18 protein-coding genes and 1 tRNA gene are annotated in these 16,441 nt (G+C 52.3%); 17 read left to right on the top strand and 2 right to left on the bottom strand.

All coding sequences use genetic code 11. The features are described 5' to 3' along the window. Positions 1 to 32 precede the first annotated feature (32 nt). The 3 genes from xylR (at position 33) to H5P17_RS12755 (ending at position 2,288) form a co-directional block, all read left to right on the top strand. On the top strand, positions 33 to 1,211 hold the full coding sequence (xylR, locus tag H5P17_RS12765) for a D-xylose utilization transcriptional activator XylR (protein WP_044554349.1): 1,179 nt from the start codon (positions 33 to 35) through the stop codon (positions 1,209 to 1,211). A gap of 68 nt (positions 1,212 to 1,279) precedes the next feature. Then, positions 1,280 to 1,900 (top strand): nucleotidyltransferase domain-containing protein, encoded by a 621-nt coding sequence (locus H5P17_RS12760; RefSeq protein ID WP_182823305.1) that lies wholly within the window; start codon positions 1,280 to 1,282, stop codon positions 1,898 to 1,900. Next, positions 1,851 to 2,288: a DNA-binding protein gene (locus tag H5P17_RS12755; protein WP_182823303.1), complete on the top strand. Its 438-nt coding sequence runs from the start codon at positions 1,851 to 1,853 to the stop codon at positions 2,286 to 2,288. Before H5P17_RS12760 ends, H5P17_RS12755 begins: the two co-directional genes overlap by 50 nt. Before the next feature lie 4 nt (positions 2,289 to 2,292). On the opposite strand, the gene H5P17_RS12750 is transcribed toward H5P17_RS12755, so the two are convergent. Continuing rightward, positions 2,293 to 3,147, bottom strand: coding sequence for a LysR family transcriptional regulator (locus tag H5P17_RS12750; protein ID WP_044554352.1), 855 nt, complete (start codon positions 3,145 to 3,147; stop codon positions 2,293 to 2,295). Between the two features lie 126 nt (positions 3,148 to 3,273). Here H5P17_RS12750 and H5P17_RS12745 point away from each other — a divergent pair, with 126 nt between their 5' ends. The 6 genes from H5P17_RS12745 to H5P17_RS12720 all read left to right on the top strand — a co-directional run bounded on the left by H5P17_RS12745 (position 3,274) and on the right by H5P17_RS12720 (position 8,711). Further along, positions 3,274 to 4,473: a cyanate transporter gene (locus H5P17_RS12745; protein WP_182823301.1), complete on the top strand. Its 1,200-nt coding sequence runs from the start codon at positions 3,274 to 3,276 to the stop codon at positions 4,471 to 4,473. A gap of 75 nt (positions 4,474 to 4,548) precedes the next feature. Beyond that, the gene (locus H5P17_RS12740; RefSeq protein WP_182823299.1) at positions 4,549 to 5,895 is read left to right on the top strand and encodes an esterase-like activity of phytase family protein; all 1,347 of its coding nucleotides are present in this window, start codon (positions 4,549 to 4,551) and stop codon (positions 5,893 to 5,895) included. A 102-nt stretch (positions 5,896 to 5,997) separates the two neighbouring features. Beyond that, positions 5,998 to 6,092, top strand: a tRNA-Sec gene (locus tag H5P17_RS12735). Positions 6,093 to 6,267: 175 nt separating this feature from the next. Beyond that, entirely contained in the window at positions 6,268 to 7,443 is a 1,176-nt protein-coding gene (locus H5P17_RS12730) for an integrase arm-type DNA-binding domain-containing protein (protein ID WP_182823297.1), read from the top strand. Between the two features lie 8 nt (positions 7,444 to 7,451). Continuing rightward, on the top strand, positions 7,452 to 8,306 hold the full coding sequence (locus tag H5P17_RS12725) for a hypothetical protein (protein ID WP_182823295.1): 855 nt from the start codon (positions 7,452 to 7,454) through the stop codon (positions 8,304 to 8,306). A 132-nt stretch (positions 8,307 to 8,438) separates the two neighbouring features. Beyond that, the gene (locus tag H5P17_RS12720) at positions 8,439 to 8,711 is read left to right on the top strand and encodes an AlpA family transcriptional regulator (RefSeq protein ID WP_072022364.1); all 273 of its coding nucleotides are present in this window, start codon (positions 8,439 to 8,441) and stop codon (positions 8,709 to 8,711) included. Between the two features lie 37 nt (positions 8,712 to 8,748). Here the strand turns inward: H5P17_RS12720 and H5P17_RS12715 are convergent, their stop codons facing one another. Beyond that, complete coding sequence (locus H5P17_RS12715; protein ID WP_072022365.1) at positions 8,749 to 8,937, bottom strand: hypothetical protein; 189 nt, start codon at positions 8,935 to 8,937, stop codon at positions 8,749 to 8,751. Positions 8,938 to 9,074: 137 nt separating this feature from the next. On the opposite strand from H5P17_RS12715, the gene H5P17_RS12710 reads away from it, so the two are divergent. From H5P17_RS12710 to H5P17_RS12675, 8 genes are all read left to right on the top strand, one after another. Continuing rightward, entirely contained in the window at positions 9,075 to 9,251 is a 177-nt protein-coding gene (locus H5P17_RS12710) for a host cell division inhibitor Icd-like protein (RefSeq protein WP_021807316.1), read from the top strand. Continuing rightward, positions 9,244 to 9,597, top strand: coding sequence for a hypothetical protein (locus H5P17_RS12705; protein ID WP_182823293.1), 354 nt, complete (start codon positions 9,244 to 9,246; stop codon positions 9,595 to 9,597). Before H5P17_RS12710 ends, H5P17_RS12705 begins: the two co-directional genes overlap by 8 nt. Positions 9,598 to 9,641: 44 nt before the next feature. Then, positions 9,642 to 9,923, top strand: a complete 282-nt coding sequence (locus H5P17_RS12700) for a hypothetical protein (protein WP_182823291.1) — start codon at positions 9,642 to 9,644, stop codon at positions 9,921 to 9,923. Beyond that, complete coding sequence (locus H5P17_RS12695; protein ID WP_182823289.1) at positions 9,920 to 10,270, top strand: DUF5375 family protein; 351 nt, start codon at positions 9,920 to 9,922, stop codon at positions 10,268 to 10,270. Before H5P17_RS12700 ends, H5P17_RS12695 begins: the two co-directional genes overlap by 4 nt. Positions 10,271 to 10,279: 9 nt before the next feature. Continuing rightward, positions 10,280 to 12,961, top strand: coding sequence for a TOPRIM and DUF927 domain-containing protein (locus H5P17_RS12690; RefSeq protein ID WP_182823287.1), 2,682 nt, complete (start codon positions 10,280 to 10,282; stop codon positions 12,959 to 12,961). A 422-nt stretch (positions 12,962 to 13,383) separates the two neighbouring features. Beyond that, on the top strand, positions 13,384 to 14,133 hold the full coding sequence (locus H5P17_RS12685; protein ID WP_182823285.1) for a hypothetical protein: 750 nt from the start codon (positions 13,384 to 13,386) through the stop codon (positions 14,131 to 14,133). Positions 14,134 to 14,136: 3 nt separating this feature from the next. Beyond that, complete coding sequence (locus H5P17_RS12680) at positions 14,137 to 14,373, top strand: ogr/Delta-like zinc finger family protein (RefSeq protein ID WP_182823283.1); 237 nt, start codon at positions 14,137 to 14,139, stop codon at positions 14,371 to 14,373. Positions 14,374 to 14,685: 312 nt separating this feature from the next. After that, positions 14,686 to 16,323 carry an ATP-binding protein gene (locus H5P17_RS12675; protein ID WP_182823282.1) on the top strand — a complete coding sequence of 546 codons (1,638 nt, stop codon included), beginning with the start codon at positions 14,686 to 14,688 and terminating at the stop codon, positions 16,321 to 16,323. Positions 16,324 to 16,441: the final 118 nt, after the last annotated feature.

Raw genomic sequence — 16,441 nt, 5'->3', positions numbered from 1 at the left:
CTACCTTCACTGGGGGCTACCGGGGATACCGCATGTTCGAAAAGCGCTTTCGCATTACGTTGCTGTTCAACGCCAATAAAGTGTATGACCGCCAGGTGGTTGAGGGCGTTGGTGAGTATTTACAGGCTTCACAGTGCGATTGGGACATCTTTATCGAAGAGGATTTTCGCTGCCGTATCGACAATATCAAGGACTGGCTGGGCGATGGGGTGATTGCCGATTTCGACGACCGTGAAATTGAACATTTGCTGCATAACGTCAGGGTGCCGATCGTCGGCGTGGGCGGCTCTTATCATCGCGATGAGGATTACCCGCCGGTGCATTATATCGCCACGGATAATCAGGCGTTGGTAGAGGCGGCGTTCAGCCACCTGAAGGAAAAGGGCATTAATCGCTTTGCCTTCTACGGGTTGCCGAGTGAAGGCGGCAAACGTTGGGCGCAAGAGCGCGAACAGGCTTTCCGTCAGCGGGTGGCGCTGGAGCAGTATCAGGGCGTGGTCTATCAGGGCATGGCCATTGCGCCGGAGAATTGGCAATACGCCCAGAACCGGCTGGCGGACTGGGTACAGACGCTGCCGCAGCAGACCGGCATCATCGCCGTGACCGATGCGCGGGCTCGCCATCTGCTGCAGGTTTGCGAACATCTGGACATTGCGGTGCCCGAAAAGCTGTGCGTGATCGGCATCGACAATGAAGAGCTGACGCGCTACCTGTCGCGGGTGGCGCTGTCTTCCGTGGCGCAGGGCACCCGCCAGATGGGCTATCGTGCCGCCAAGCTGCTGCATCAGTTGCTCGATCGTCGTGAGCTGCCGCTGCAACGTATTCTGGTGCCGCCGGTGAAGGTGATCGAGCGTCGCTCCACCGACTTCCGCTCGCTGCGTGACCCGGCGGTGATCCAGGCCATGCATTATATTCGCCATCACGCCTGTAAGGGCATCAAGGTCGAACAGGTGCTCGACGCGGTAGGGCTGTCGCGTTCCAATCTTGAAAAGCGCTTCAGAGATGAAACTGGCGAAACCATCCACCATGTGATCCATCAGGAGAAGCTGGATCGGGCCTGTAACCTGCTGAAGGCCACTTCGTTGACCATCAACGAGATTTCGCAGATGTGCGGCTATCCCTCACTGCAGTATTTTTACTCGGTATTCAAGAAGGGCTACGACATGACGCCGAAAGATTATCGCGAGCGTTACGGTGAGGTCGGGTATTAGGGATATACTTGTTAAGTGTAGCCTTATTGGCTACATTTGTAGCCAATAAGGCTACACTGAGAGACATCATGTACGACCCTTTACTCGATCTCCTGTTCAATGAATATCGGCGAAAAGTGCTTCTTTTATTGCTAAGTCGGCCGGAAAAAGCATTTCATGTGCGTGAGATTGCGCGACAGACCGCAACTCAAGCCGGTACTTTGCATAAAGAGTTGAACAAATTGGCTCAGGGCGGCATTTTGCTCAGGGAGCAACAGGGAAACCAAATTTGCTACCGGGCGAACCTCAACTGCCTGATTTTTCCAGAACTGGCCGCCATTTTTCGCAAAACTTCCGGGCTGGTCGAACGTTTGCGGCAGGCATTGTCCGAGTTTTATGTCGAACTGGAGCTGGCTTTCGTTTTTGGTTCGATCGCCAGTGGTAAAGCTAATGCCGACAGTGATATAGACGTTTTGATCGTCGGCAATCTGTCTTTTCCGGAGGTAATCAATGCGTTTTATCCGTTACAACAGGAATTGGGCAGGGAAATTAACCCAAAACTGTATTCTCTGATGGAGTGGCAGGCGGCTTTGGCGGAAAACTCAGCGTTTATTCAGGATATTATGAGTAAGCCTCAACTAAGGATTTTGGGAGACATGGATGACCCTAGACAACTTGATAGGCCTTGGTCTGGAGGCGATACGGCCTGACGTCGGCGCAATCAGAAAGTTACTCTCTGCCGCTGCACGTAATCGGCATGACGCCAGTATCACTCAGCTCAGCAATGAAACCCGTTTTGACACCGCCTATAAAGCAGTCATGCAAATTGCCAATGCGGCTCTACAGGCCGAAGGCTTTCGAATTTCGACCAACAAGCCCGGTCATCATCAGCTAATGATCCAATCATTGCCGCTCACCTTGGGCATTTCGCGTGACGTCATGATCTGCCTGGATGCCCTGCGAAAACAACGCAATATCGCTGACTACTCAGGGGATTTGGTGACTGATGCCGCAGTACTTACCTGCCTGGAGCAGGCTGAGGCACTCTGGTTAGTGGCTAACGATTGGTTGCGGCTCAAACATCCGCAGCTTTTATAGCCTTTCATACCAACCCGCAGAATGCCTTCAGCCGTTCGGCCAGTGCCGGGGTGGCGGCAGGGGCGCCGTCGCGGTAATACAACGCCAGTTCGATGCTGTCGATCGGCGGTAACCCTTCGGCGACGCCGAGCACCCGGTGGCGGGGCAAGCGGCAACTGGCCGGCAACAGCGTGACGCCCAACCCGGCGGCGGATGCCGCGGTGAGAGCAGCCAGACTGGCACTGCTGTAGCCGATACGCCAACGCTTGCCGAGGTTATCCAGCGCCTGGCACAGGTCATCGCGGTACAGGCCATTGAGCGGGAACACCGCCAGCGGAACCGGGGATTGTTCGATGGCCGGAAAGGCCAGGCTATCCAGCCACAGCAGCGGCTCCGGCCTGGCGGCGCGTGGGGGTTGGCTACGACGCTGTTTCACCAGGATCAGATCCAGTTCTTCACGGGCATAGGCGCTGTGCAGATCGGCGCTCAGGCCGCTGGTGACGTCCAGCCGCAGGTGCGGGTGCGCCCGGCTGAATTCCGCCAGCAGTTCCGTGGTCGGTGCCGCGAAATCCTCCGGCATTCCCAGCCGCAGTACGCCGTCGCGCCAGATACCGGTCAGGGCGTCGTGTGCCTCTTCATTCAGCGCAATGATCCGCCGCGCATAGCTCAACAGCTTGACGCCTTCCTCGGTCAGCAACACCTGATGAGAGGAGCGCTCAAACAGCGGTTTACCGAGCATCTCTTCCAACCGGCGCACCTGCTGGCTGACGGTGGACTGCGATAAAAATACCCGGTCCGCGGCGCGGGTGAAGCTACCGCTGTCGCACACGGCGACAAAGCTGAGCAATAACTGCGGATTGAACATCGGGTAGCGATTCATTTTCCCACTGCTGGCTATTTTATTATTTAATTTCCCAATACTAGCGGCGTTGCCTAGAGTAATGCAACGCTGCGGCGTACAGGTTGTGACGCCGCACTCTTCACCCCGGAAGTTCAGGAATAGACCGTGTTAAATCATTTTATTGCTCCCCCTTTCTTACGCCGCTGGTTTAATCCCCTGCTGTGGGTACTGGTACTGATTGGCCTGAATATGCGGCCGTTGCTGACGTCGATTGGCCCACTGTTGCCGACGCTGCGCCAGGCTACCGGGCTGAGTTTTGGCGGCGCGGCCCTGCTGACCACCTTGCCGGTGTTGATGATGGGGCTGATGGCGTTGGCTGGCGGCGCCATCAACCGTCTGTTCAGCGAACGCACCAGCGTTGTCCTGAGTTTGTTGGCCATTGGCCTGGGCGCCGCCTGGCGTGAGCTGGCACCGGGCAGCGCGCAGTTGATGTTAAGCGCGGTGCTGGGCGGGCTGGGGATTGGCGTTATCCAGGCGGTGATGCCCGGCATTATCAAGCATCACTTTCTCAAGCAGATGGCGTTGGTGGCCGGGCTATGGTCGGCGGCGCTGATGGGGGGCGGTGGCTTGGGGGCGGCGATCACGCCTTGGCTGACGAGCATCGGTCATGACTGGCATAGCGCGCTGGCCTGGTGGGCTGCACCGGCGCTGGTGGCGCTGATCGCCTGGTGGCCCGTCAGCCGAGGTTTGGCACGTTTGACGCCGTCCGGTACTGCTCGCGGACCGAGCTTATGGCTCAGCCGCCGCGCCTGGCTGCTCGGTGCTTATTTCGGTTTGATTAATGGCGGCTACACCAGCCTGATCGCCTGGTTGCCCCCTTATTATATGCAGCTTGGCTGGCAGCCGCAGGCCAGCGGATCGCTATTGGCGCTGATGACTTTCGGCCAGGTCGTGGGGGCGTTGCTGTTGCCCGCCTTGGCGCGCTCTATGGATCGGCGCCCGCTGTTGCTGCTGGCGCTGGTCATGCAGTTGGCTGGTTTTATCGGGCTTATCTACCAGCCGCAAACGCTGCCTTGGCTGTGGGTACTGCTTTCTGGTCTGGGGCTGGGTGGCGCTTTCCCGCTGTGTCTGGTGCTGGCGCTCGACCATATCCCGCACCCGGCGGCGGCGGGGCGGTTGGTGGCATTTATGCAGGGTATCGGCTTCCTGCTGGCGGGCATGACGCCGTACATTTCCGGCCTGTTGCGTGATTACAGCGGTGGCTTTGTGCTGGATTGGCAGATCCATGCGCTGCTGGTGGTGGTGCTGATCGCCATCACCTGGCGCTTCCATCCGCACAGCTACCGGCGGGCCTTCGCCGAATAATATTTCTGTCATTGCGGCTCCCTATAGTGACGTTGCTTTTACTTCTGGGCGATAACAACAAAAGGGAACCATGACATGCACATCACCAAAACTCGTCTGGCGCTGTTGGCCGGCTGTATGGCGCTGAGCGGTAACCTGTGGGCCGATGCCCAACCGGTGCCTGCGACGCTGGCCGGGCATGCGCTACTGGCGGTAAAATCCAGCATCGCTGCGCCACAGGATGCCCCCGCTGATTTGCGACAGAGCGGCAAATACACCAGCGGCAAACGCGTGACTGAACTGGGCAGCGTGGCGGGAAAATCCGCCGATCGCATGACCGGTATCGGCCTGCCGATCGCAGGCCAGCCCCTACAGGGCCATTCCGGTATCAAGCACATGCCCGACGGCACCTACTGGGTACTGACCGATAACGGCTTTGGCAGCAAAGCCAACTCACCGGATGCCATGCTGTACCTCAATCACTACAAAATCGACTTTGACAACGGCACGGTGACACCGCTGAAAACGGTATTCCTGCACGATCCCGACCAGAAGGTGCCGTTCCATATCGTCAATGAGAGCACCGACAAACGTTATCTCACCGGCAGCGACTTCGACCCCGAAAGCTTCCAGTTCGCCGATAATGCCCTGTGGATCGGCGATGAATTTGGCCCTTACCTGATCAAGGCCGATCTTGCCGGCAAGGTGCTGGCGGTGTTCGACACCAAGGTGGACGGCAAGGTAGTCAAATCGCCGGATAACCCGACGCTGACCCTGCCGGGCGCGCCGGACGGCAAACAGAACTTCCAGGTGGCGCGTTCCAAGGGCTTTGAGGGCATGGCGGCATCACCGGACGGCAGCAAGCTGTACCCATTGCTTGAGGGCGCACTGTGGGATGGCGAAAAGTTTGAAAACCTTGACGGAAAACGTTACCTGCGGGTGCTGGAATTCGACGTGAAACAGCAGGCCTGGAGCGGTCGCAGCTGGCAGTACGTGTTGGAAGACAACCAGAACGCCATCGGCGATTTCAATATGATCGACGCTACCCATGGCCTGGTGATTGAGCGTGATAACGGCGAAGGCACACCGGACCAAGCCTGTGCGGCGGGGGCGCCAACCGACAACTGCTTCAGCCAGGTGGCGAAGTTCAAGCGGGTATATAAAATCGCTTTTTCTGATGCCAACGTCGGCAAACCGGTGGACAAACTGGCTTATATCGACCTGTTGAACATTCAGGACCCGAACAAGTTGGCGCGCAAACCGCTGAACAACGGCGTGCTGACCTTCCCGTTCTTCACCATTGAAAACGTCGACGTGGTGGACGGTAGCCATATCATTGTCGGCAATGACAATAACTTCCCGTTCTCCTCCAGCCGCCAGCCGAACGTGGCGGATGATAACGAATTTATCCTGCTGGACGTCAAAGATCTGTTGAAGCCGTAATTCTGCCGGCCTCCGGTATTGTTGCCGGAGGCCGCCGCTATTTCCCTCTTAGCGCTAAGGATAAACTGCGCTATAATCAGGCTCTTGCTTCTGACTCCCGAAGGAAGATCCTCGTCCCCGGTGGGGCGGCCGGACTTCAAATCCGGTTGGGGCCGCCAGCGGTCCTGGGCAGGTTCGACTCCTGTGATCTTCCGCCAAAGCTCATCTTTTCATGTCAACTAAAGTCCATATTTTTCATTAAAAACCAATAGGTAACTTGAAATACATCTCTTCTGATGTCAACCTGTGTCTACTCAAATCTACCCCCATTAAGGGGTGTTTTTGGGGGTTAAAAAGTACCCCTAAAAATTGATACCCCCAGAAGGAGACGCAATGCCTTTGACTGACGTAAAGGTGCGTACAGCAAAACCCCAAGACAAGCCCTACAAGCTCACTGATGGTGGGGGATTATATCTGTTGGTAAACACAAATGGTTCCCGCTATTGGCGCATGAAGTATCGTGTGATAGGGCGTGAAAAATTGTTGTCCATTGGTGTCTACCCCGACATATCCTTAGCCGTTGCCCGTCAGAAAAGAGACGAGGCGAGGCGTGCCCTTGCACAGGGCAATGATCCCGGGGCTATAAAGAAGGCAGAGAAACAGGCTAAAAAAATAGCAGCAGAGAACACTTTCGAAGCGATTGCACGTGAGTGGCATAAAGCCAAGGCTGATCGCTGGTCACTACGTTACCGTGATGAAATCATTGATACTTTCGAAAAGGATATTTTCCCCTATATCGGGTTACGACCTATTGCGGAAATTAAGCCGTTAGAGTTGTTAGAAACACTCAAAAGAATGGAGAAACGTGGCGCATTGGAGAAAATGCGTAAAGTGCGCCAGCGATGCGGCGAGGTATTCCGTTATGCGATTATTACTGGCCGCGCTGAGTATAATCCTGCCCCTGATTTAGCCGGTGCTTTAGCTGTACATAAGAAACAACACCTCCCATTCTTAACAGCGCAAGAGTTGCCTGATTTTTTGCAGGATTTAGCGGGCTACACCGGTAGTATTATCACCAAAACAGCGACTTACTTAATAATGTATACCGGTGTAAGAACTCAGGAACTGCGTTTTGCTCGTTGGCAAGATATTGATCTTGATAAAGCTATGTGGGAGGTTCCGGCTGAACATATGAAGATGCGCCGACCTCATAAAGTACCATTATCAAGACAAGTCATATCCTTATTGAAGCAGTTACAGCCGATAACAGGCCATTATCCGCTTGTTTTTATTGGCAGGAACGATCAGCGCAAGCCGATCAGTAAGGAAAGCATCAATCAGGTTATTGAGCTTTTAGGTTATAAAGGCAGGCTGACTGGCCATGGTTTTAGGCACACGATGAGTACTATCCTGCACGAGCAAGGCTATGATTCTGCTTGGGTTGAAATGCAACTAGCGCATGTAGATAGAAACGCAATTCGCGGAGCTTATAACCATGCACAATACTTGGATGGCCGTAGAGAAATGATGCAATGGTATGCTGACTTTTTACAAGGATTAGTACGCTAATTATAAAAATGAAAAAGCTAATAACGATATATGAGGCAGCAGAAAGCAGCGGCCTGTCAATTAATGATATTTTTAATAGTGCTATTACTGGCGAAGTAAATATACTTACTAAGTTAGAATCTAATCAATATTCCATTTTTGATATGGAATTTTCTGGAAATAGAGAAGAATTAGATGCATGGTTAGGTAGTTCATACGCTGACAATGTTCATTTTTTAACTAAATCCTCGGGTTTCACTGAGTTAAAAAAAGGCCCAAGTGATTGGTGGGATGATGAGCCATTAATACCTTCTGAAAATTGTGATAAGCGTTATTTGAAAGAACGAGTAAAACCAAGTGGACAGAATGTTATCTATGTTAATGTTAGTATTTCTGGGGTATGGAGACTGACGGAATCATATATTAAAAAATGTGGTACTCTGGGATACAACCCTCGAGCGAACTTCACTCACCTTCAACCATATGGTGATCTTAATAATTTAAATTTTTTGCGTTTATATTCTAACGATTTTGAAGGTTGTTGCAAAATTGATGATCTATATGTTACTGAGAGTGATTTTAATATCATAATTGCAGGCGCGTTAGATGGGAAAAAATTAATAAATAAAAAGAAATACAGTTACAGATCTCAAAAATCAGCTCAAATTGAGCGACATGCGGCTAACAGAGAGCGCGTGTTGTTGGCAGCTATTTCATTATATAAGCGCTTCCCGGATGAATGCAGTAAAAATCCCTCTCGCTGGGGATCGCTGCTATGGGATAAGCGGTATGAGTATTGGGGTGAAGTAGATGGGGCACCACTGTCAAAAGATGAAATTATCAGGTTACTTAGAAAAGCAGTGAAGCCTCCTCTTATAAAATAAAAAATTAACAAGTAGGAGGAGTAATAGATAGCTAGCGTAAAGCGTATTACTCCCCCTTTTTTTGCGCATGCTAGAGTGATTCAATATGTCTCGTTGACCTGAAAATACAACAGATTACGGAGATAGAGCGCAATGCACACAGCCAACAATCCATACCTTGCCCGTCCACCGATGGATGCCCTGATTGACATGAAGTTCATCACGACTGACTGTCTTTTAAGCGACAAATGGATCTACCGTCTCATTTCTCAGGAACGATTTCCTCGTCCGATTAAGCTAGGTCGTATGTCACGTTGGCGTGCAGCCGACTATTATGATTGGCGCGATAATTTAGAAAAAAAATCTTCTTCTGAATACGATAAACAAAGGTTGGCAGCAAATAAGATCAGACAGGGGAAACATTAAGCTTTATGGCGATACACTAAATATCGCCAACTCTAAGTTATCCCTTTGGTTCGATGCCTCTACTTTTGAGTTCTTTCCGTGCAAGTTCTTTGAACCAGTTAGCTAGGGTGGTTTGATCTTTTTCAGCTTCCTGATCCAACTGTTCGCGTAGCTCCGGATTTATACGGATTTGAAAAGTAGGTGATTTTCCGCCGGTTTTGGGAGTGCGGTCTTTAACTCTTGACATTGTACGTACCTTTGTTTGTAATACACCACATAAGGTACGTACCTTACATGAAATTGAACCTAATTTCCAAGCGGCCCCAACGAGTATTACCAGTACCTGTTGAGGCCTGACCATCAACGTAAATTGAGAGCAACGCCATGGCTACATCAAAGTGTACCTACATCTTTGCCGCAATCAACCGCACCCAGCGCAAAATCCGCCCGGTGATGTTGCGCATTACCGCCGGTGACGAACGCAGCGCCCGCCGCCAGTTAGCCGGGGATTATGTGCTGCTGTTTGCCGGTCGCCTGCCGCAGGGAGGCTGTCATGCGTGAGTTTCCGCAATACGGCGAACGCTATCAGCATCAGGAAGGCAGAACGGTACGCATCCTGAACCTGCAACGTGCCCGCGAGGCTATTTCACAGCTCAACCCTGAGTTTGCCTATGAAGTGATTTTTGAATACGAGTTATCCGGCAATGTCACCGTTATGCCGCTGCCGTGGTTCGCTGAGGTGTACACCAAAATCGCCGATGCACCGCGTACCCTTGGCTCCCGGTCGTCCGGCAGTCAGCCGCCGTTACGTCTGCATCCATCGGTGAAAGTGGTGCGTAGCCGCCATTGGACGGCCGAACGTCCTGCGCCGGAGCACGACGATACCCATTATTCCCGCTTCCTGTAACGCGGTTCATCACGCTTAATTTTCGATTCTGACGGACAAAAATCATGACTTCATTACATGGGCAATCATCAGCTCAGGGCACTGTGTTGCCGCCATCCTGCCAGTACCTGTCTTACGGCATGACCGAAGACGCCTTTGAGAAATTAAACCGCGCCAAGCAAGCCTGTTCGCTGCTGGATATGTTGTTCGCCGGTCAGACCACATCGACGCAGTTCCCGACCAGTATCACCACGCAGGAAATGGCCGCGATGGTGGCTTACCTGTCGGAGGATTTGGCCTTCGTTCAGGCGCAGTGCGCCGTGATTAACGGGGAGGTGGTCGCATGACGCTGGATAACGGTTCTGCCTCCTGCATTCCACTGGAAGTGCGCACCGCGCTGTTTCGCCGTGCGGTTGCCGAAGCCTATCTCGCCGCCTGTGCCGTGCAGGGCGTGGCGCTTTCCCACTCACTGGACAGCCTGCAGAAGCTGATTGCCAGCGACATCGAAGCGCTGTTCGTGAAGATGCACGGCATTGACGAAGGCATGGAGATTGCCTGTTCGTTGCTGGGCGAGATGGTGGCCCCGAATATCCTGCTGGCGGCACCACAGCTCACGGCGCAGGGCTGCAACATTATGGCGGAGCTGTGCGGCGTGGCGGTCACGTCCAGCCATCCGGCACCGACGCTGCATTAAGGGGGCGCAATGACTAAATTAGAACAGACCAAACAGGCGGCCCGCGGCCGCTGGGAAGCCCTTTTTCCCCTGCTCGGCGTGACGGTTCCGCCTCACGGTCAGCACGGCGCCTGCCCGAAGTGCGGTGGCACCAAGCCGTTTCGCATGGATGACAAGAACGGCGATGGCCGCTGGATTTGTACGCACTGCACGTACGGTGACGGGCTGGACTTGGTGGCGCTGGTTAACGGTATCAGCGTCGGACAGGCCGTCAATGAGGTGGCCGACGTGCTGCAACTGAGTCAGGTACAGCAACAGCCACCCAAGCCCGCCAGAAAAGAAGCCACCAACCCCGCACCGGCAATGGCGGATACGGTGGCGCAATGGCTGGCCTTCTGCGCTGTCGGGCAGAGTGAGTATCTGAACGGCAAAGGCTTCCCGGCTCTGCCACATCCGTTGACCACCACAGCCCGCAAAAGCGGCGGTGTGGACTTCGCGCCCGGTTCACTGGTGCTGGAGTTGACGGATATTCACGGCGCAGTGACAGGTGCACAGCTTATTTCCCCGCTGGGCGATAAGCGTTTGCTGCCGGGGACGGTACAAAAGGGGGCATTTATCGCCCTCAGTGAGCTGCCGGGCGCAGAAGTCCCCCCGGCGCAGGTCATTATCACTGAAGGCTACGCCACCGCGCTGACGGCCGCTCAGCTCGCCGCAGGCTGGGTAGTGGCTGCCATCTCGGCCAGCAACCTGCCGAACGTGGCACTGGCGGTACATGCCCGCTGGCCGCAAGCCCGAATCGTCATCGCCGGAGACAATGATTTCTACGACGGCAAAGAGAACACCGGCAAAGTCTGGGCGGAGAAAGCCGCTAAGGCCGTCAACGGCTGCGTCACCCTGCCGCCAACCCGCCATAAGGCGGACTGGAATGACTTTATGCAGGAGAACGGCCCGGCACGCGCCAAAGAGGCATTCAACGAGGAACTGGTGCAACTGGGTAAGTCGGCGGTGAAACTGCCGCAGGGGTTCCGACTGACGCAGGAATATTTGTGGTTCGACAAACAGGTGCAAAAGTCGGACGGCGACACCGAAATCCGCAACATTAAAATCAGTAACCCGTTGCGGGTGACAGCCATCACCTGCGATGCCGACGGCGGCAACTTCGGCCGTTTGCTGGAATGGGAGGACACCTACGGCCAGTCGCGCAAATGGGCGATGCCGATGGAGATGTTGAGCGGCAGCGGTGAAGAACTGCGCCGTATCTTGCTGGTCAACGGCCTGTCGTACATCAGCACCACCGGCGAGGCCCGCGCCCGGCTGATGGAGTACATCTCCCTGTGCAAGCCGGAGCGCAAAGTCACCTGCGTGAACAAGACCGGCTGGCACGGCGATGTCTATGTATTGCAGGATGAGGTGATCGGCGAAGATGCGGAGGCGGTGATACTGCAAACCGCCAGTGTGCAGGGCAAAGATTTTCGCGTGGCCGGGACGCTGGAGGAGTGGCAGGAACAGATTGGCCGCTACTGTGTCGGCAACTCCCGCGTGGCCTTTGCGGTCAGTCTGGCATTTGCCGCGCCGCTGCTGCGTCTGGTGGGGATGGACGGCGGCGGTTATCACCTCAAGGGCGAATCCACCGACGGCAAGACCACCACCATGAAGGCGGCCACCTCCGTATGCGGTGGCCCGGATTACTGGCACACGTGGCGCTCCACCGGTAATGCGCTGGAAGGCACCGCCAGCCGCCGTAACGATGCAGCCATGATGCTTGATGAAATCCGGGAGGTGGATGGCCGTGAGGCCGGAAACATCGCCTATATGTTGGCGAACGGCCAAGGCAAAGGGCGGGCAGGCACCGACGGCGAGTTACGCGCCCGCAAGCAGTGGAGGCTGTTGTTCTTCTCGACCGGGGAGCTGTCGCTCACCGAGCACGCCGCCCGCGCCGGCGAACGCACATTTGCCGGGATGGAAGTGCGGATGCTCCAGATACCGAGCGACTCCGGTAAATACGGCGTGTTTGAAACTCTACACGGGTTCGACAGCGGTAAGGCGCTGGCGGAACATTTTGAAGTTGCCACCGCGACGGTGTACGGCACGCCGTTCCGCGCCTGGCTGAAAGCCCTCACCGCAGACCTTAACGGCATGACGGCCAACGCCAAGGTGCTGATGAAGGAGTACACCCAACTGCTGATGCCGGAGGATGCCGGTAATCAGGTCGGGCGAGCCATCAACCGCTTTGCGCTGGTTGCCATGGCCGGGGAGCTGGCGACACGACTCGGCATCACCGGCTGGCCGGAGGGGGAAGCGCTGCGGGCGACCCAGACCTGCATGCGGGCATGGCTGGCTGACCGTGGCCACAGCGCCAATCAGGAAGATATTGCCGCGCTGGAGCAGGTGCGCACCTTCTTCACAGCTGGGCAGTTCAGCCGCTTCGCTGACTGGCATAACGAGATGAACCGCCCCGGTAACATGGTGGGTTGGCGCAAGGTGGAAAAAGGCAACCATGCCCGGCAGGTGGAGGCGATGACAACGTTCTATGTGATGCCTTCCGGCTGGAAGGAGATCTGCAAGGGCTTTGATGCGCGGAAGGTCGCAAGGTTGTGCGCGGAGGCCGGTTTTCTGGTTCCGGCCAAAGACGGCAAAATGCAAACGGCCACCCGCCCGCCAGAGATGGGCGTCAAGAAACTGTATGTATTTACCAGTGACGTCTTAGGCTAAGTCTTTACGCGAGTCTTATTTTTAAAGGGTAACAGAGGTAACAGGGGTTACAGCTTTGTAATCACTGGAGAAAATCTGTTACCCCTTTTGTTTTGATTGGGGTAACAGGGGTAACAAAGTCGGCTTTTTTTCACCCTGTTACCCGGTGTTACCCCGTCAATTATCGCCGGGGTAACACATTTTTCCCTTTCTAATCATAGCTGTAACCTGTGTAACCGCTGTTACCCCTTCAAATCGATAAAGGCAGCGGCCGACTCACCGAAACACCCTTTCTCTGGCGGGCAATCCTTTACTGCAAAATGTCACCTAACGCATTGAAAAAATTCCAAGTTGTGTAGCCGGAGTGACAACTGTGTTCGATTGAGCAGTTGTGCCGGTTATCGGACACTGTTCACACAACATAACGAACTGGAGTTTTTTCGATGACCACCAAGACCCCGCTTGCCGCCCTGTCTGTCCGTTTTTTGCAGCAACAATCTGGCTTTGATAGTGCTCGTGTTGGTTATAACCAAAAGAAAACCGAGCTGAGTGATATCCGTCAGGCCATTGCGTCCACGCACGATAAAAAACGTGCCACAGCAGAGCAGGCCGTTCTCGATGACAAGGGCTGGCGTAAGCGGTTCCGCAAAGCAAAAGGGGCTCTGACGCCGGAGATGCAAGACCTGCACACCCAGCGCATCATCAAGCGCGAGCTGGTGAATGAATATGAAGGTCTGCTGTCTGAGCTGTCGGATGAACAGGAAGAGGCAATGCTCTCAGCCTGTTCCGCCGCCCGCAGCTATGACCAGAAACATCGCACGATTTTACGTACCTACTCTGAAATGACACTGGAGATCGCGCTTGAGAAAGCATCGTCGCTGATCCGCGCGGTTGCATTGCGGATCCATGCCCAATCGCGTCTCGGCCATGATGAACACCAGTTCCAAAACAATAACCTGTGCGCCCGGGATCCGCGCAGTATCGTGATGCAGGAAATCATGCAGGCGCTGCTTGCACGCGCCGATAGCTACCCCCTGAACACAAAGGATGACCCTATTCTTGACGCCATTGGGTTGTATGGCCCGGATTTCAGTGGCCTTGACCAAACGCTGATTAACAGCCCTGCAGCACGCACGAAACTCGCTGAGGAAATCGCCGCACGTAAGAAAGTTAAAGCAGCAGAGGAGGCCTAAACGATGATGCGTTGTCCTTTCTGCCGCAGCGGCGCACATACCCGCACCAGTCGCTATCTGACAGAACAGACCAAAGAGGCCTATTACCAGTGCCAAAATATCGACTGCTCCAGCACCTTTAAGACGCGGGAAAGTATTGAGCATGTGATCCGGCAACCTATACCCCCGGAAACTATTCCGGAACCGTCGCCGGAATACCGAACGTTGAACCGTTACGGTAATAATAATTGTCTACATTGATTAATAGCATCCGCTCCTTTCTTGAGGGGCGGTTTTTTTATTCCCTTCTGTGTTTGTTTTCTGCGGGTTTTTCTCTGGCGGGCCTCTCATTTTTGAGCTTGCATGCATAGGGTGCATGAATTTGCATGCCTATAATGCCCTTACGGCCTCCCCGCCGTCCCAGTGCTGGCGCGGTTTAAGGGGCATAATGCAACTGCATGAAAAGCGACACAATAAGCGGGCAGGCGAGGCGGGGATAGCATTGCGCGCAAGTGCGTTTTGCTGTAATAAATATAATGACTTGGATAAGTTCATGAGTATAAGGAATAACTAATGACATTACGTTTAGAACAATTGCAGTTTGGTAGCGTTAGAGAAGTAGATGGTTCAAATATTGTTTTAAAAGCCGATGATTTAGACAAAAAGTTGGAAGATAAAAATTATCAACTAGAAGTCGGTAGTTATGTTAATTGCGGAGGCAGGCATGGCGATACTATATGTATAGTTTCAAAAATTCAGATTGAAGATGTTGAAGTAAAAATTAAGGACGGTGATTCGGTACAAATACAATCAAGCGATCTAAATAAGGTAACACTTTCCGTTGTCGGTTCAGTTGATGATTTCAATAAATTTACGAGAGGAGCCAGTAGACTCCCGACTATTAACTGTAAATCATATATTTTAACGCCAGATCAAGTAAATAAATTGTTAGGTATAGATTCAGAAGTAACAAACAAAAATTTTCTTGTGACTGATAATGATTTAAATAAAGTTTATTTGGATATAGATAAATTACTCGGCAGGCATGTTGCAATCTTAGGAACAACCGGTAGTGGAAAGAGTTGTACTGTTGCTAGTATAATGCAATCTATATTAAACAGCTATAAGCACCCTAGAATTATCTTCTTTGATATACATAATGAATACCCATCTGCATTTGGATATGGAGATGTACCGAACGAAGGTTATAAAGAAAAAACACAGTGCACAGCTTGGAGTGAATTCTCATTGCCGTATTGGTTCTTGGATATAGAAGAGTTTTTAGATATATATTATCCAGGAGCTGGTACCACACAATTTGCAGAGGTTAAAAGTATAATAACAACTCTAAAACAGAGAGAGTATTCGGAAATATCAACAGAATCTGAGAGAGTATCGGTAGATACTCCAATATTCTTTGATATTAACGATCTGATTAAAGAGTTTAAAGAAAAGAGAGATAAAGCTAGCTCTGCTGCAAAGGCAGAACCGTGGGAGAAGCTAATATTGAAATTTGAGAATATTATTGATGACAGCAGATATTCTTTCCTTCATTGTGATATTTCAAATAAAACCAATTTAAGTAACTATTTTAATAAAGTACTAGGCTTGAATGGAATAAGTAAATATCTTAATATTTTAGATTTGAGTGGATTACCTTCTGAGGTGAGAAATATATGTATAGGTATATTAACTAGGTTGTGCTTTGATTATAAGTATTGGGATTTGGATCCAGAAAATCTCCCCCTCGCACTTGTTCTTGAAGAGGCGCATAATTATATTCCTGAAGAGGAAAGTGCAAGATTCTCGCTATGTAAGCGACGAGTTGAACGAGTGGCTAAAGAAGGTAGAAAGTACGGGATTAGCTTAATAGTTGTCACCCAGAGACCTTCAAATATATCTACTACAGTACTTTCACAGTGTGGGACTTTTATAACTTTACGGCTAACTAACGATATAGATCAGAATAAGGTTAGAAGATTACTTCCTGATACATTGGGAGGGCAGGCTGATGTGCTACCAAGCTTAAGAGATGGTGAGGCATTAGTATCAGGGGATGGTATTAAGTTACCTCGAAAAGTTATGTTCAGGAGCCCAGCACCAATGCCTAAGAGTAACGATGTCAGATACCATCACTCATGGACGACAGGACAACCAGATGGTTATTCTGTAGAAGCAATTATCAGAGGTTGGGAAAGGAGAGAAAAGTAAATGAAAATGAGAAGAATAAAAATATCTGGTTGGAGATCCTTTGATGAAAATGGTATTTCTTTAGATAAATTAAAAACTCTCTCTTATACACATCGCAGCGCCCACGAGACGTAGAAAA

The organism is Serratia sp. OS31, assembly GCF_014164835.1.
Classification (GTDB): domain Bacteria; phylum Pseudomonadota; class Gammaproteobacteria; order Enterobacterales; family Enterobacteriaceae; genus Serratia; species Serratia liquefaciens_A.
The sequence above is the reverse complement of the archived record's forward strand: the minus strand, read 5'-3'. Positions and strand labels throughout refer to the sequence as shown.

What these genes read in the sequence shown, in the direction of transcription:
- xylR (WP_044554349.1), top strand. Translation starts at nt 33, where the DNA reads ATGTTCGAAAAGCGCTTTCGCATTACGTTGCTGTTCAACGCCAATAAA.
- H5P17_RS12760 (WP_182823305.1), top strand. Translation starts at nt 1,280, where the DNA reads ATGTACGACCCTTTACTCGATCTCCTGTTCAATGAATATCGGCGAAAA.
- H5P17_RS12755 (WP_182823303.1), top strand. Translation starts at nt 1,851, where the DNA reads ATGACCCTAGACAACTTGATAGGCCTTGGTCTGGAGGCGATACGGCCT.
- H5P17_RS12750 (WP_044554352.1), bottom strand. Translation starts at nt 3,147, where the DNA reads ATGAATCGCTACCCGATGTTCAATCCGCAGTTATTGCTCAGCTTTGTC.
- H5P17_RS12740 (WP_182823299.1), top strand. Translation starts at nt 4,549, where the DNA reads ATGCACATCACCAAAACTCGTCTGGCGCTGTTGGCCGGCTGTATGGCG.
- H5P17_RS12730 (WP_182823297.1), top strand. Translation starts at nt 6,268, where the DNA reads ATGCCTTTGACTGACGTAAAGGTGCGTACAGCAAAACCCCAAGACAAG.
- H5P17_RS12725 (WP_182823295.1), top strand. Translation starts at nt 7,452, where the DNA reads ATGAAAAAGCTAATAACGATATATGAGGCAGCAGAAAGCAGCGGCCTG.
- H5P17_RS12720 (WP_072022364.1), top strand. Translation starts at nt 8,439, where the DNA reads ATGCACACAGCCAACAATCCATACCTTGCCCGTCCACCGATGGATGCC.
- H5P17_RS12715 (WP_072022365.1), bottom strand. Translation starts at nt 8,937, where the DNA reads ATGTCAAGAGTTAAAGACCGCACTCCCAAAACCGGCGGAAAATCACCT.
- H5P17_RS12710 (WP_021807316.1), top strand. Translation starts at nt 9,075, where the DNA reads ATGGCTACATCAAAGTGTACCTACATCTTTGCCGCAATCAACCGCACC.
- H5P17_RS12705 (WP_182823293.1), top strand. Translation starts at nt 9,244, where the DNA reads ATGCGTGAGTTTCCGCAATACGGCGAACGCTATCAGCATCAGGAAGGC.
- H5P17_RS12700 (WP_182823291.1), top strand. Translation starts at nt 9,642, where the DNA reads ATGACTTCATTACATGGGCAATCATCAGCTCAGGGCACTGTGTTGCCG.
- H5P17_RS12695 (WP_182823289.1), top strand. Translation starts at nt 9,920, where the DNA reads ATGACGCTGGATAACGGTTCTGCCTCCTGCATTCCACTGGAAGTGCGC.
- H5P17_RS12690 (WP_182823287.1), top strand. Translation starts at nt 10,280, where the DNA reads ATGACTAAATTAGAACAGACCAAACAGGCGGCCCGCGGCCGCTGGGAA.
- H5P17_RS12685 (WP_182823285.1), top strand. Translation starts at nt 13,384, where the DNA reads ATGACCACCAAGACCCCGCTTGCCGCCCTGTCTGTCCGTTTTTTGCAG.
- H5P17_RS12680 (WP_182823283.1), top strand. Translation starts at nt 14,137, where the DNA reads ATGATGCGTTGTCCTTTCTGCCGCAGCGGCGCACATACCCGCACCAGT.
- H5P17_RS12675 (WP_182823282.1), top strand. Translation starts at nt 14,686, where the DNA reads ATGACATTACGTTTAGAACAATTGCAGTTTGGTAGCGTTAGAGAAGTA.